At 37.7% G+C, this 14905-nt stretch carries 15 protein-coding genes and 1 rRNA gene; 2 read left to right on the top strand and 14 right to left on the bottom strand.

Translation table 11 applies throughout. The features are described 5' to 3' along the window. Positions 1-28 precede the first annotated feature (28 nt). The 9 genes from LMB57_RS04460 to LMB57_RS04420 form a co-directional block, all read right to left on the bottom strand. Entirely contained in the window at positions 29-877 is an 849-nt protein-coding gene (locus tag LMB57_RS04460) for a cell division protein FtsQ/DivIB (RefSeq protein ID WP_229271936.1), read from the bottom strand. A gap of 27 nt (positions 878-904) precedes the next feature. Next, complete coding sequence (gene murG / locus LMB57_RS04455; RefSeq protein WP_229271935.1) at positions 905-2017, bottom strand: undecaprenyldiphospho-muramoylpentapeptide beta-N-acetylglucosaminyltransferase; 1113 nt, start codon at positions 2015-2017, stop codon at positions 905-907. Between the two features lies 1 nt (position 2018). Continuing rightward, positions 2019-3389: a UDP-N-acetylmuramoyl-L-alanine--D-glutamate ligase gene (murD, locus tag LMB57_RS04450; protein WP_229271934.1), complete on the bottom strand. Its 1371-nt coding sequence runs from the start codon at positions 3387-3389 to the stop codon at positions 2019-2021. Between the two features lie 12 nt (positions 3390-3401). After that, entirely contained in the window at positions 3402-4373 is a 972-nt protein-coding gene (gene mraY / locus LMB57_RS04445; RefSeq protein WP_229271933.1) for a phospho-N-acetylmuramoyl-pentapeptide-transferase, read from the bottom strand. 24 nt (positions 4374-4397) lie between these two features. Next, positions 4398-6557 carry a penicillin-binding protein gene (locus LMB57_RS04440; RefSeq protein WP_229271932.1) on the bottom strand — a complete coding sequence of 720 codons (2160 nt, stop codon included), beginning with the start codon at positions 6555-6557 and terminating at the stop codon, positions 4398-4400. After that, on the bottom strand, positions 6557-6928 hold the full coding sequence (ftsL, locus tag LMB57_RS04435) for a cell division protein FtsL (RefSeq protein ID WP_003666755.1): 372 nt from the start codon (positions 6926-6928) through the stop codon (positions 6557-6559). Before ftsL ends, LMB57_RS04440 begins: the two co-directional genes overlap by 1 nt. A gap of 7 nt (positions 6929-6935) precedes the next feature. Further along, positions 6936-7892, bottom strand: a complete 957-nt coding sequence (gene rsmH, locus LMB57_RS04430) for a 16S rRNA (cytosine(1402)-N(4))-methyltransferase RsmH (protein WP_229271931.1) — start codon at positions 7890-7892, stop codon at positions 6936-6938. 15 nt (positions 7893-7907) lie between these two features. Further along, entirely contained in the window at positions 7908-8336 is a 429-nt protein-coding gene (gene mraZ / locus LMB57_RS04425) for a division/cell wall cluster transcriptional repressor MraZ (protein WP_229271930.1), read from the bottom strand. 144 nt (positions 8337-8480) lie between these two features. Next, positions 8481-8837, bottom strand: a complete 357-nt coding sequence (locus LMB57_RS04420) for a hypothetical protein (protein ID WP_229271929.1) — start codon at positions 8835-8837, stop codon at positions 8481-8483. A 125-nt stretch (positions 8838-8962) separates the two neighbouring features. Between LMB57_RS04420 and LMB57_RS04415 the strand changes: the two genes are divergently transcribed. Continuing rightward, positions 8963-9082: a DUF4044 domain-containing protein gene (locus tag LMB57_RS04415; RefSeq protein ID WP_003666746.1), complete on the top strand. Its 120-nt coding sequence runs from the start codon at positions 8963-8965 to the stop codon at positions 9080-9082. A gap of 61 nt (positions 9083-9143) precedes the next feature. Here the strand turns inward: LMB57_RS04415 and LMB57_RS04410 are convergent, their stop codons facing one another. The 3 genes from LMB57_RS04410 to LMB57_RS04400 all read right to left on the bottom strand — a co-directional run bounded on the left by LMB57_RS04410 (position 9144) and on the right by LMB57_RS04400 (position 13033). Further along, complete coding sequence (locus LMB57_RS04410; RefSeq protein ID WP_229271928.1) at positions 9144-11474, bottom strand: DNA translocase FtsK; 2331 nt, start codon at positions 11472-11474, stop codon at positions 9144-9146. 21 nt (positions 11475-11495) lie between these two features. Next, positions 11496-12005 carry a tRNA (uridine(34)/cytosine(34)/5-carboxymethylaminomethyluridine(34)-2'-O)-methyltransferase TrmL gene (gene trmL / locus LMB57_RS04405; RefSeq protein WP_003666742.1) on the bottom strand — a complete coding sequence of 170 codons (510 nt, stop codon included), beginning with the start codon at positions 12003-12005 and terminating at the stop codon, positions 11496-11498. 170 nt (positions 12006-12175) lie between these two features. Continuing rightward, positions 12176-13033 (bottom strand): methyltransferase domain-containing protein, encoded by an 858-nt coding sequence (locus LMB57_RS04400; RefSeq protein ID WP_229271927.1) that lies wholly within the window; start codon positions 13031-13033, stop codon positions 12176-12178. A 114-nt stretch (positions 13034-13147) separates the two neighbouring features. Between LMB57_RS04400 and LMB57_RS04395 the strand changes: the two genes are divergently transcribed. Continuing rightward, a complete protein-coding gene (locus tag LMB57_RS04395; RefSeq protein ID WP_229271926.1) occupies positions 13148-14176 on the top strand; it encodes a lactonase family protein in 1029 nt (342 codons plus the stop codon). Positions 14177-14323: 147 nt separating this feature from the next. Here LMB57_RS04395 and LMB57_RS04390 read toward each other — a convergent pair whose 3' ends face one another. Both LMB57_RS04390 and rrf read right to left on the bottom strand, forming a co-directional pair. Continuing rightward, positions 14324-14527, bottom strand: coding sequence for an IS3 family transposase (locus LMB57_RS04390; RefSeq protein ID WP_418887472.1), 204 nt, complete (start codon positions 14525-14527; stop codon positions 14324-14326). Between the two features lie 280 nt (positions 14528-14807). Beyond that, positions 14808-14905, bottom strand: a 5S ribosomal RNA gene (gene rrf / locus LMB57_RS04385); the annotation flags it as partial.

Here is a 14905-nt window from a genome sequence, read left to right as displayed (position 1 = left end):
AAGGGAATTATCAAGGTTTTTCACAAAATCATTTATCCTTAGATCCATAATCATAAGAATAAGCTCCGACTTGAAGATCTATAATTCCCTTATTTTTCATACTTGCTGCAATTGCAGGGTAATATCCCATTTTGTCCCCGATAGTATTTAAGTCGCCATAAACTGTATTACCATCACGCATATAAATAATAACGCGATCTGGATATTCTTTAGTTGGTTGATAACTCACACTTGAAATACCATTTCTTATTGCCGGCTTCAGCTTTCCTAGTTGAGTGGCCGTCGTAGCAAGAGCTTTTTTATGACCATCAAAACGTTTATAAGCAATACCATTATCAGCAGTTTTTATTCGCTGCAATTGACCATCAGCTAAAACAGCGTAGGTATCATTATTCATCACTGCTGTCCCTAAAAGGGCATTTTCTTTTACAGATATTTGCAGAGATTGAGGACCAGTTACCTTGATCCTTAAATCTTTTATCTGAGGATCTTTGCGAATAGCTTGTTTAGTGAGTTGATGACGAGTAAGATAAACGCCCCAAATAAAACGTCCTGGATAAATATTTGCTTTTTTTTCTACTTGCTCTTTTGTTAAGTCATGGTTACCAGTTACATGCAGCGTGGTAATTTTGCTCAAGGGAGAAATAATATAAAGCATAAAGAGGAGAATAGCACTGAATAATACAACTAATTTGAAGACTCGCTCGCCGTTAGACACATAGCGCTTAATCTTAATCCCGCGAATCTTATTACCAACATGCGTTTTCGAAGGCTTCTTTTTCTGTTGTCGCTGTTGGGCAGCAGCACTTCGCCTTTCTAATTCAGTTAGTCGCTGTGAATATTTATGATGCTCAATCGCAGATCTATCATCCAACATCTCTCCTCCTCCTTCCTAATCTATACTTTATTTTTCGTGTTCATCAATTGCCTTATGCAAGATCTTAATTAGTCTGTCAGCAGCATCTGGCCGGCCCATCTTTTCAGCAGCAAGAGCCATCTTTTTACGCACTTCCTTATCTTCCATAATCTTATCTGCTTGGGTCAATAATGCCCGGGCATCTAACTTATCTTCAGTAATCATTAAGCCAGCGTTATTCTTAACTAAAGCTTGAGCATTCTTTACTTGATGGTTAGCGGTAACATACGGACTAGGAATTAGAATTGTAGGAACTCCGAGTGCCGTTACCTCAGCAATGGTGGTTGCTCCTGCTCGCGATACTAAAGCTGCTACCCGAGGCATCTTAGCTGGCATGTCTTTAATGTAAGAAACAACTTTAACATTATCAGCCGGTTTAATATTACTTTCTGCAAGTTGCCTTTTTACATTATCGTATCGTTTTTGACCAGTTGCAAAGATAACCTGATAAGGACGCTTATTGAACTCTGGAATAGCGTCAACAACTGTTTTATTAATTTTTGGTGCTCCTTGACTTCCCCCAAAAATCATTAAGGTTGGAATATCATCTTTCAAGTCATAACTTGTCCATGAAAAGTCACTATCTTTTTTAGCTGCTACCTGTTGAGCACGAGGATTACCTGCCATTATAACTTTATCAGCAGGAAACTGACTGCGTGCAGCTTCAAATGCAATTGCAATTTGATCAACATATCGACTTAAAAACTTATTTGTTACTCCAACAACGCTATTTTGTTCATGAATTACTGTTGGGATATGTTTCTTTGCGGCAGCATATAGGACGGCTCCACTTACATATCCTCCTGTACCTAAAACAACATCAGGTTTAAACTCATTAATAATTTTTTTAGCATGATGAACAGAACTTAAGAAAAGATAGATAGTCTTAAAATTCTCAAGAGAAAGAGAACGCTTAAAGCCCTGCATATGCATTGTTTCAAGCTTAATTCCGGCATCCGGTACTATTTTATTTTCAAGGCCACGGGTTGTTCCAACATATAACACTTCAGTATCTGGCTCAACCTGCTTTAAGCGTTCGATTAATGCTAATGCCGGGTAGATATGACCACCAGTTCCACCACCTGATACCAATAACCGCATCTTATTGTTCCTTCTTTCCTGTTAATTCTTCAACTGCTTCAATAAATTTATCACCACGAACTTCAAAGCTCGGGAACTGGTCCCAACTAGCATTAGCAGGAGAGAGGAGAATGACATCTCCTGGTTCACTCAACTTCCATGCTTCTGGTACTGCAGTAATTGCATTTTCACTTTCAATTACTGGAACCCCCGCTTGATTTCCCGCATCCTTCATTTTATCTTTACATTCACCAAAAACAATCATTGCCTTGACGTGCTTCTTAAAGTACGGAACCAACCGTTCAAAGGTATAACCACGATCAAGACCACCCGCCAAAAGAATTACTGGACGATCAAAGCCTTGCAAGGCAACTTCAGTAGCTTCAATATCAGTTGATTTTGAATCATTGTAGAAAAGTCGTTCTTGGTATTCCATCACATATTGTAAACGGTGACGGACTCCACTAAATGTTGTTAAAACTTTCTTTATTGCATCATTTGTAACACCGCTTAATTTTGCCGCTGCAATTGCTGCCAACGCATTTTCTACATTTTGGGGACCGATCAATCGAATATCCTTGGTTGGCATAACTTCTTGCCCACGCCAGTAAATCATTCCATCTTCTACATAAGATCCTTCATGACTCTTATTGAGACGAGAAAATGGGACAATAGTAGCTTGACTACGCCGAGCAATCTTTTGCCATTCCTCCCGATCCCAGTTAATAACTAAGAAATCATTCTTGGTTTGATTCCGAGTAATATTAAGTTTTGCATTAATATAGTTTTCTCGTGTCTTGTGATAATCCAAATGGTTAGAAAAAATGTTAGTAATAATTGCAATATGCGGGTGAATTGTTGGTGCTCCTAATAATTGGAAACTAGATAATTCCGTGACCAATGTATCGTCTGGTCCTAAATTCTCAGCAATTTTACTAAAGGAAATTCCAATATTACCTGCATATTTCACTTGATGTTTTGCATTTTCAGCAATCATTAGTTGAGTTAAAGTCGTTGTGGTAGTCTTCCCATTACTTCCGGTTACACTTACAAGGTGACCATCAAAAATTTGCCATCCTAGTTCCGCCTCCGTAATAATGGGTGTCCCCTGCTTAACAAATGCAGCCACTAATGGATTATCATAAGGAATTCCAGGATTTTTTACTACAACATCGAAACCTTTATTAGCTAATGAAATTGGATTATCACCAGTAATTACCTTGATTCCATCAGCTTCCAAATCATCAACAATATCATTATTTTTAGGAGTTGCTTTATCATTAGCGGTAACATTTGCACCAAGTTTTACCAATAAGTGGGCCGCATTAATGCCGCTAATTCCGAAACCCATTACAAGAACTTTTTTACCTTGGTATTCATCAATTTTTTTCATTTCTCTTTACTCCTAACCAACTAATAAGATTGTTGTAACGGCAATAATTGCAGCCACTAACCCTACAAGCCAAAATACAATATCAATTTTCCATTCACTCCACCCGCTCATTTCAAAATGGTGGTGAATGGGAGTCATCTTAAAAATTCGTTTACCAGTCGTTTTAAATGAAGCCACTTGAAGAATGACACTAGCAGTTTCACAAACATAAACGATTCCAATTACTAATAAGGACCATTCATGATGTAATAACAATGAAACAGCGGCTAAGGATGCCCCAATTGCTAAAGATCCCATATCGCCCATAAAAATCTTAGCAGGCTTATGATTATAAGGGAAGAAACCTAGTAAAGTTCCGATCATTGCTAAACAGAAAAGAGCAATTTCAGGATAACCTGGTTGATTGAGATTTACTAAGACAATGATTAGATAAGCCGCAAAAGAAATAATGGAAAGGCCACTTACCAAGCCATCAAGTCCATCGGTTAAGTTAACAGCATTTGAAAAGCCGACGATCCAGAAAATAATAAACAGACCGTAAAGCCAACCAATTTGCGTTGTTCCAAAGCCCATTTGAAAACCTTCATGTTGGTAAATAACAGTAAAGACCATTGCTGCTAATACCTGACATAGCGCCTTTTGCCATGGCTTAAAACCTTCATTTTGATGGTGGAAGATTTTAATACTATCATCCCACATCCCAATTAGGCCATAAACAACCAGGACAAAGAGGAGTGCCCACAGCGTATTCGTAATTAACCCTTGCCAAGCAGCAACCCATAAAATTGTTACTACTGCCGAAAAGATGAACAATAATCCCCCCATTGTTGGTGTCCCAGCCTTGTTAGCATGCCAGGTAGGGCCTTCCTTACGAATTTGCTGACCTTCTTTTTTTGCCCGGAAATATTTAATTAATGAGGGCATCAATAAAAACGTAATTAAGAATGAACTAAGAATAGTCAAAACTGCACTTAAGAAATTCATATTTACCTCCAATTAGTTTCTTTGCTAGTTTTTAGCTTCATATTGAACGGTTAAAGTTGTTCCACGTTTAATAGTTGTATCAGGTGAAATACTTTGCTGAGTAACATACCCGTTTCCATTTTCTTTTACTTTTAGTTTAAGAACCTTGGCTAATTGTTGAACATCAGCAGAGCTCCATCCAGAAATATCTGGCATTTTATACTCGCCACCAGTATCAAGAATAACATGTTGATCTGTTAACACTTGTTCGTTCGCAACCGCTGATTGTTGTTTCACTTTCTTACCAGAACCAACAACAATCACCTGCATTCCTTTACTTGATAATTCTTTATTAGCGTCATCGCTTGCTTGACCAACAACATTAGGCATTGTAATAACCTTTTTTTTGGCCTTTTCCGCAACTTTTTGTTGGCTCAATAACATTTTCATTGTCGGATTAAAAACGCTGGCAATTTGTTTGGTTGCTGGTTTTTTTAGGTTTTGCGGTTGGCGAAGGGTAACATACATAATATACTTTGGATCTTTAGCTGGTGCCATCCCTGCAAAGGAGTAAAGGTAGTTAGTATCACCAGTTGAATAACCATGCGCACCACCAATTTGTGCAGTAGCTGTTTTTCCAGCAATTCGGTAACCCTTAATCTGGTAATCATGGCCAAGTCCCTTTTGATCATAAACAACGCCTTGCATGTAACCAAGAACTTTCTTAGCTGTCGATGCTTTTATTGGGTGTCCAACAACTTTAGGTTTGACCTTTTGGATTGTCTTTCCGCTATTACCATCTACAACTTTGCTAACAATGTATGGTTTCATCATTTTACCATTATTGCCAATAGCACTGAACGCTTGCATCATCTGCATGACATTTACAGTAATTCCCTGGCCAAAAGCGGTATTGGCCTGAGCAAGAATCCCTTTAAATGAAGTGTAACCATTAACCTCGTTATTCATTCCAATAACATTAACTTTCTTTAACAAGCCAAATCGTTTAATGTACTTCATCCATGTCTCTGCTCCCATGTCCTGTTCTACATGAGCAAACCCAACATTACTAGACATATCAAAAGCATCTTTATAGGAAATTGTTCCCCAACCAGAACTTGACCAATCAGTGATTTTTCCGCCACCCATGGCCCATGTTCCAGAATTAAAGGTCGCATTAGGGTTAAAATGCCCGGTATCGATAGCAGCAGCTAATGACAAAATTTTCATTACCGATCCTGGCTCATAAGCATCTTGAACTAGCATATTTCGCCAAACCGGATTATTTTCTGCATGAAGAGTTGGCCGTTGAGTAGCGGCAATAATTCTACCTGTTTTGGCTTCCATTACAACTGCAGTCATTGCATTGGCGTTAGAACTTTTATAAACTTTATTAACTTTGTTTTCGAGGAAATGTTGGGTTTGTGAATCAAGCGTAGTGTAAATATTATCACCGTTGACGGCTTTTTTAGTTACCTGCTTCGAATTAGCAATCTGGTATCCATAGACGTCCTGTTTATCTTTTCTCAACCCATTTATTCCCGTCAATTGTTTATTAAAGTAGCCTTCTAAGCCCAATTGTCCCACCAAATTGGTCTCTTCAGTTCCATTATCATTTTTAACTTTAGGAGTTGCCATCCCGATGATTTGAGAAGCAAATTCACCTTCTGGATATTGACGTGCTGGGGTCGCAATAAAATTAATTCCTGGCAAATGTCGATTCTTGATCTTCTGCATTGTTGAAACAGAAAGGTTGCTCCCAGCATTTCCAAATTCAACTTGGTAGGCTTGTCCCTTTGGTTTAAGGATCTTTTCAATTTGCTTTGGGGTCAGGTCAATATACTGTGATAATACCTTGGCAGTTTTTTCTCGATCTTTTACATATAATGGTTTACCATCAGAAGACTTTTGGGTTCGATCTAAAACAGCATAGAGGGTATATTTACTTGTATCAGTTGCCAAGGGGGTTCCTTCCGAATCATAAATATCTCCTCGTCGCGCTTGAATAATTCGCTGCTGGGTATAAATTTGCTCCGCTTGTGACCGTAAGTTAACATGTTGAACATCTTTATTTATTGCGATATACGCAAAACGAACGATAAATAAGGTAAACAATCCAACCGTGATTAGAAAGAGCCATTTGCCAAAGGTCCCTCGGTTTTCTCTATGTCCCCTATTTTTCGTTCGTTGTGGCTTCTTATTCATTATTTATTAACGTTCCTTACATTTGAATTTTTATCTGATAATCCATATTTATGTGCTGCTGATTTCAAATGCGATTGAGTCGTCAATTCAGCGATTTCTTGCTGCAAACTTGTATTACTACTTTTTGCCTTAGTAATTTGAGTTTGGGTATCCTGTAAGCGCCGTTGCTGATTATTAATACTAATTTTTGTAGAAAGTAAGCTAATCATTAAGCATAGCGTAATTAAGCTACCTACTGCTACTAAAGATCTTTCAAATTTTGACCATCTAACCGGACTTGGAGAAATTTTTGGTTGTTGATAAGTCTTTTTTCTTGGCGCTTGCTGCGGTTGTTGCTCTCCCGCCAGTTGCCTTGCCGCATTTGAAACCATAATTCTGTCACTTTCCTTCTCTAATTTTCTCGATTATCCTCAACTTGGCACTATGCGCACGATGATTTGCCGCTAATTCTTCATCACTAGCTACAATCGGCTTTTTATTAATTAATTTGAAGTTTGGTTCCATTCCCGCTGGTATTACTGGTAATCCCTGCGGTACATCCCCACTTAATGAAGTCTTTTCACGAAACATTGTCTTTACCAACCGATCTTCTAGGGATTGGAAAGTAATGACACTTATTCGTCCCCCAACATCCAACAAGTCTAATGCTTGTTCTAACGATTCCTCTAAAGCACCTAATTCGTCGTTAACTGCTATCCGAATAGCTTGAAAACTCTTTTTCGCTGGATGACCACCATGACGGCGAGCGGCAGCTGGAATCCCCTCTTTAATCACATCAACTAATTCAAATGTCGTCTTTATTGGTGCTATCTTTCGGCGTTGTTCAATCTTTCTAGCAATTGACTTGGCAAACTTTTCTTCTCCATATCGGTAAAGAATCTTAACGAGACGTTCATATGACCATTCGTTAACAACTTCCATTGCCGACAATTTTTGTTCCTGATTCATCCGCATGTCTAAGGGTGCGTCATGCTGATAGCTAAAACCTCTTTTAGCATCATCGAACTGTGGAGATGAAACACCTAAATCATATAAAATTCCATTAACATGTTTTACATTATAGCTATCCAATTCCGCTTTTAAGTTGCGGAAATTATCTTCAATTAATGTTAATTTTTGTTGCTCTATTGCTGTTTTTAAGTGTTCTTTATTGTAATCAATTGCCGTCTGATCTTGATCAAATGAATATAGGTGGCCATCGACGAGCTGTTGTAAAATAGCTTGCGTATGACCACCACCACCTAATGTTGCATCAACGTAGGTACCTGTTGGTTGCACATTTAATCCTGCTACGGCCTCCTTTAAAAGTACCGTTACATGTTTAAATTCTGCCATCAACTAAACCCTCCATTAAAAATCAATATTAAGATCTTCAGCAATCTCATCAAAATTATCAGCTGTTTCGCTTGTAAATTTATTCCACCGTTCAGCGCTCCAGATTTCTAAACGATTAGACACACCAACGATTACACACTTCTTTTCAAGTGAAGCATGAGTTCGTAAGGTTATCGGAATATTAATCCGTCCTTGTCTATCAATTTCGCAATCTGTCGCAGCGGAATATAAAAAGCGTACAAATGCACGTGCATCACGCTTTGTTAATGGGAGCGCCTTTAGCTTTTGTTCTAAAATCGCCCATTCATTTAATGGATATCCAAACAAACATCCATCTAACCCCCGAGTAACAATGAAGTGTGCCCCCAATTGTTCTCGAAATTTGGCAGGAATAATTAGTCGGCCTTTGGAATCAATAGTGTGTGTAAACTCTCCCATTAACACGACTAATGTCCTCCTTTACCATGTTATAGGTCAAGTCTACCACAATCCCCCACTTCTCACCACGTAATTTTGTGAATTTTACCAAAAAGTAATAGACACAAAAAAAGTGAGCGGAAATTGAATTCTCCAACTCACTTCATATCTTTATGTCAACGGTAACCATGGTGAAATAATTAAGCTACCAATATATATAATTAAAGCATAATATGCCGAATAGCGCCAAAATACTGGCCAGTAACGGCGATAAATGAATTCATGATTGTGAATAATTTGTAAAGCAATTAATAAAAGAGCTAGAACCATCCATAAAGCAATGGGATAAGCTGGCCAATAAAATCCAATATTAAAGATTATCAAAATCCATAAAATAATTGTCCATCCCCCCCATAAATGCTTTGCTTTTTTAGAATGGTGAAATATTCGTACTAATAATCGTTCTACTACCCCAATCACTAATAATAAAATAATCTCTAAAATTATAACCTTAATACTAACCGTCAACCTTTTCAGTCCCTTTCTCTTCAAATAAGTAATTTAAGTTTAACATAATCTAAAACTAGATTTGAAAAAGACATTGAAGATGCGTTACACTACTATTACTGATAAAAATGGAAGGATGGTTAATAATGCAGCGAAAAAAGAAAACGCGTTTCCAAAAAATTACCATGGTTGCTATTTGGTTGATGCTAATTGCAATGCTCGGTTCTTTAATTTTTGGAGCAGTTGCATCCTTGAACTTAATTTAGCCTATTAAACATCCATGTAGTCGGAATAAAAAAGATCGGAGAAAAATCTCTCCGGTCTTTTTTATTCCTCACTTTTTTGCTTATAAACCTCTCGTGGTTTTGAGCCATTAGCTGGGCCGATAAAACCACGCTGTTCCATATCATCAATAATTCTTGCGGCACGATTATAGCCAATTCTAAAGCGCCGTTGAATTAGTGAAGTTGATGCTTTTTGTTGATCAACCACAAAATCTAATGCCTCGGGGAATAATTCATCTTCCTCTTCAGCTTGCTCTTCTTGCTCAATTTCATTGTCAGTTACAACCATATTATCGTCATACTCAGCCGCTCGCTCGTTTTTTATAAAGTCTACCACTGATTCAACATCATGATCAGAAATAAATGCACCTTGAATCCGAACTGGTTTATTTTGATCGATTGGTTCAAATAACATATCACCTCGACCAAGGAGCTTTTCTGCCCCATTAGTATCGATAATAGTTCGCGAATCAACTCCACTAGAAACCGCAAAGGCAATTCGGGAAGGAACGTTAGCCTTAATAAGCCCTGTAATAACATCGACTGAAGGACGTTGAGTTGCTAAAATCATATGAATACCAGCAGCCCGCCCCATTTGTGCAATCCGAACAATTGCATCTTCAACATCATGGGAAACCGTCATCATCAAGTCCGCTAATTCATCAACAATAACTAAAATTAATGGTAAGTTAGCTTGAACTTCATCAGGATGGGCATCATTTTGTTGTTTAACCAATTTATTGTACCCATCTAGGTTACGAACACCGAATTTTGCAAACAATTCGTAACGACGCTCCATTTCTGCAACAACTTTTCCTAATGCCCGAGCCGCCTTTTTGGGTTCAGAAACTACTGGACTGAGCAGATGGGGAATACCATTATAAACACTTAATTCGACTTTTTTAGGATCAATCATTAACATCTTTACTTGATGCGGTTTAGCCTTTAATAAAATGCTTGTAATGATAACGTTGATTGCAACAGACTTACCACTACCCGTTGCTCCAGCAATAAGAAGGTGTGGCATTTTGGTTAGATCGGCCATTTTAATATCCCCAGTTACACTGCGGCCAAGCGGAACTTCCATTGGATTATCATTACTAGGAGCATTTTCGACCATATCACGAAAACCAACTGTTGCAATTTGTTGGTTTGGAACTTCGATCCCAATTAATGATTTTCCTGGAATTGGTGCTTCAATCCGAATATCTTTAGCCGCAAGTGCAAGTGCTAAATCATCAGCCAAATGGGTTATTCGACTAACCTTTACCCCTACTGCTGGACGTAACTCATATTTGGTAACAGAAGGACCTAAATTAACATTTTCAACTGTTGCATCCACACCAAAAGATTTTAGGGTTTGCTGAAGTGTTTTGGTGTTCTTTTTGATATTATTCAAATCTTCCTGCTGATCTGTTGCTTTTACTTGACTTAGCAGACTGACTGGCGGCAATTGATAATCATTGTCTTCTTTAGCGTCAATTCCTGCAAGTTTAATTTCCGCATCATCATGTTGATTCGAATCCTGATCATCCTTGCGCCCACTCTGAGTTTCTTCCACCTGACTTTCACTTGCGACCCTAATAGTTGGTTCAACAGGATCTTGAACAGGCATCGCTGAAGAAACTGGCGGCGTTGGAGTTGGCTCAGCTGATTCTTGGTCAGCAAAAAAATCTTTAACCTGCCTTGATGCTTTAGCAAGGGGCACGCTAATTGATGGTACCGTAGTTGTCTTGGTTGCTCTCTCCGTTCTCTTTTTCATTAATTGATCGTGAGCATTAGCCATTGCTGCTCCAGATTTTTTAATACTAATCCCACATTTTACTAGAAATTCGCGCCACGGTAATGCAAAAAAGACAATAATTCCGATAATCATTAACAACCATGACAATACCGCTGTTCCAACTTCTGAAATTAAAATATTACTTCCATTATATAGGTAAGCACCAATCATCCCTCCGCCAACCGGAACAGTTGAATCACCGTTAAAAATAACCTTACTAAGACTATTCCAAGTAGTTTCGATTACCTTTGCATGAAGATTCAGACGCTGAAACATGACTGTCTGAAGCCACATTAATAAACCAATATAGGCAATAATAGTTCCTGCAATCCAACGTTTTTTGAAATGCGGACGATGCCCATACAATGCAAAACATAATCCATAAAGAAAAACAATAATCATCGCAATCGGAAAGGATGATCCTACAAAAATCTTAAAACAGTTATCGAGAAAAGTTCCTAATACTCCTAAATTAAATAAGCCAACTAACATTAAGAGGCAAACAATTATTCCTAATAGATTATCCATTAATCGATACTGTTGTTTTTTCCCTCTTGTCCGGCGGGATGATGCCTTTTTTCTTCTCGCCATCGCATTATTGCCTCCTTAAGGTTACTTTAATTTATCGAATTCATATTTATGAACTCGTGCTAAATTAGGAAAACTCTGTTGCCGTAATGCCTCATAAATAACAATCGCTGCACTATTTGATAAATTCAGGGCCCGAATATTATTATCATTTTGTGGAATTCGGATAGCATTTTCTGGATATTTTTGCATAAAACGTTCGGGCAAGCCAGTTGTTTCTTTTCCAAATAGGAAATAATGATCTCCTTCACCCGTATAGTCAACATCACTATAATCATGGGTAGCAAACTTAGAAACAATATATAAACGGTTAATATCAGGAATAGTCTTCATAAATGAGGGTAAATCCTCATGATACGTGATCTTTACTTTATCCCAGTAGTCTAATCCAGCCCGTTTCATATGCTTATCATCAGTTGAAAATCCTAATGGCTTGATTAAATGTAATTCAGTATTTGTCCCCGCACAAGTTCGTGCAATATTTCCCGTATTCGCTGGAAATAATGGTTCAAACAAGACAATATGGTTTGTCATAATAAAATCTCCTTAATAAAATAAAAAAGCAGGGTCTCGGTGTGGGCACGGCGAAACGCTGCTTTAATGAAGTACTCCTTGATAATTACCAACGAAACACTTATATTCGATGTCAATTATCAAACGATTTCTTATAATAATTTAGCACTAATTTAGTAATGTTGCAATAATTAATTAGCTTTTTTCGCAATTAATAAGCTGACATCCACCGTAATTGTTTTTAATTGGGTTAATTCTTCTTTAGATAATCTTTTAGCATTTGCTCCCCAGTGTAAAGGCGTCATTTCCAGCATTGCCTGTTGTAAGCCGTCTGGAATTCTAAATTGGTAGGTTACCGTTTCAACTTTACTATGAGGATAATGTTGTTTAAATAACTCGATTACTCGTGAATTATCATAGTGGTAATTACGTTCTCCTGTTTCATATAAGAGATGCCGTAATTCGACTAAATAGTTAGCGTTAGGAATTACCTTAATAAGGGTCCCATCTTTCTTTAAAACCCGTTTAAATTCTTGATAATCAGATGGAGAGAATAATTCTAATACGCAATCAAAACTCTCATCAGTAAAAGGTAATTTACGTAAATCAGCTACACAAAAAAATGCCTTTAACGGTAACTGAGTGGCAAGTGTTATCCCTGGTTTCGAAATATCAAAGCCAATCATCGTATCATTATAATTAGCACGGATTGTTTCTAATTGTAATAATGGAGTGCCTTCTCCAGTTCCTACATCTAAGATCTTTAAGGGTTTTGAAGGTAAGAATTTACTGACATTTTCAATAATTGGCTTAAAGAGTCCTGCATTTAATAACTGGCGACGAGATTCAAACATTGATCGATCATATTCAGTATTAGCAGCCCCATTGAGAAAGTGAAGATAACCATGCCGATTAAAGTCAAATCGGTGATTGTTTCCGCAAATAATGCTGTTTCCTTCAACTCTCTCCATTGGCTGTTCACAAACAGGGCATTGAAAAAGGGCAAGATTATTTTTTACCATTTCTCGTTGACGTTCAACTTTTTTCAACTTTTCTCCTCCATTAAGAACTAAAAATTACTAATAACAGTGTATCACAGCTAGAATTACGATGGGCAAATTGCTATTATATAGGTAAGCATTTTCAAAAAGGAGGAAATTGCCTTGATTGAACAATTTCTAATTGGAACATATACCAAAAAAACAAGTAAAGGGATCTACAAAGTTACCCTTGATACTGACCAAGAAAAAATAACGAATGTTGAATTAGCAATTCCATCTCAAAAGCCAGCTTACTTACAAGTTGGTCAGGATGGTCGTATTTACGCAATTAAACAAGTAGATGATAAGGGAGGAGTTGCTTCTTACTCATTAAGTGACGATAACGCTAAGATGCTAAGCGATGTCTTAGCTGCTGGTGCTCCTCCTGCATATGTAGGCGTTGATAACAAACGGCATTTATTATTCAGTGCTAATTATCATACAGCAAAAATAGATGTTTTTAAGATCAACGAAGATAGAACGTTGACACAAACTGATTCAGTCCTTCATGAAGGAGTAACTGGTCCTGAGCCTGAACAAGAGGCTCCACATGTCCATTATGCCGACCTAACTCCCGATAATCGTCTAGTTGTATGTGACTTAGGAATGGACCTTGTTGTGGTTTACGATGTCTCTGATGATGGTAAATTAACTGCTGTCTCTCGCTATAAGTGTGAAGATGGCTTTGGTACCCGTCATATAGCTTTCCATCCAAATGGCAATTATGCTTATCTTTTAGGTGAACTAAGCAGTAAACTAGAAGTACTAAAATATAATAGTAAGGATGCATCATTTAAGCACCTTCAAACGATCAAAACAATTCCTGCAGACTGGACAGCTCACAATGGAGCAGCTGCTATCCGGATCTCAAATGATGGTAAATTTGTCTATACTTCAAATCGTGGTGAAAATACTATTGCCGTCTTTGAAGTCCAACCAGATTTTACCGTTAAACATATTCAATCAATTTCGACTGAAGGAGATTTTCCACGCGATTTCAATCTAAATCAAGATGAAAATTATCTTTTAGCTTCAAATCAGAACTCTGATAACCTTACGCTTTATAAACGAAATCCATCAACTGGTAAGTTAACCCTTCTTCAAAAAGATGTTAGTTGTCCAGAACCAGTGTGTGTAATGAAGTGGAAATAAATTAATATCAACAGCGAGAGCAAGATCGAAGTTACTTATAATTTCGTTTTTCGCCGCGAAGTTAGCCTCTGGGAGCCTTCGCAAACAACAATGACCTTCAACGTTTGGTAAAATGAACTGGGCAGACAATAAATTATACAAAGCTTCTTAGGCAGCTTGATGCCGGTATTGTACCGGTGTTAAGCTGTCTAATTTTTCTTGATAACGTTTGTGGTTATAGAAATAGATATATTGATCGATTGAGGCCTTCAATGTTTCATCTTTATAATATTCCCAAAAGCTTTCTGTCGAGGCATTATCGAGGCAGCGACAAACTCTAGACATACTCCGAGTAAGCCCATGTTTAGCCATAAAGTAGGCAAACTCCTTAGAGTTGTCATTACATCGGCTAACGATATAAACAATAGTTGAAGAATACTTATTCAAATCACTTAGTTTATTTTTGAAAACAATAGTGATAATTTCATTTTATTCATTGCAGAACAAAATGAATAAAAAATCTCCTTACCGATGATAATCTCAGTATAAGAGATTTTGAGTGGCCACCAGTTACTGCCTAACTAAAATTCATACCTGAGCGTATAAAAAAGGACATGCATTGTTGAGTACAGTGCATGTCCTTTTTACTATTGCGTGGCAACGTCCTATCCTCGCAGGGAGCGATCCCCCAACTACTTTCGGCGTGTTGAAGCTTAACTTCTGTGTTCGGCATGGGTACAGGTGTATCCT

Source organism: Limosilactobacillus secundus (genome assembly GCF_020784695.1).
Classification (GTDB): Bacteria; Bacillota; Bacilli; order Lactobacillales; family Lactobacillaceae; genus Limosilactobacillus; species Limosilactobacillus reuteri_F.
This window is presented reverse-complemented; position numbering and strand designations above follow the sequence as displayed.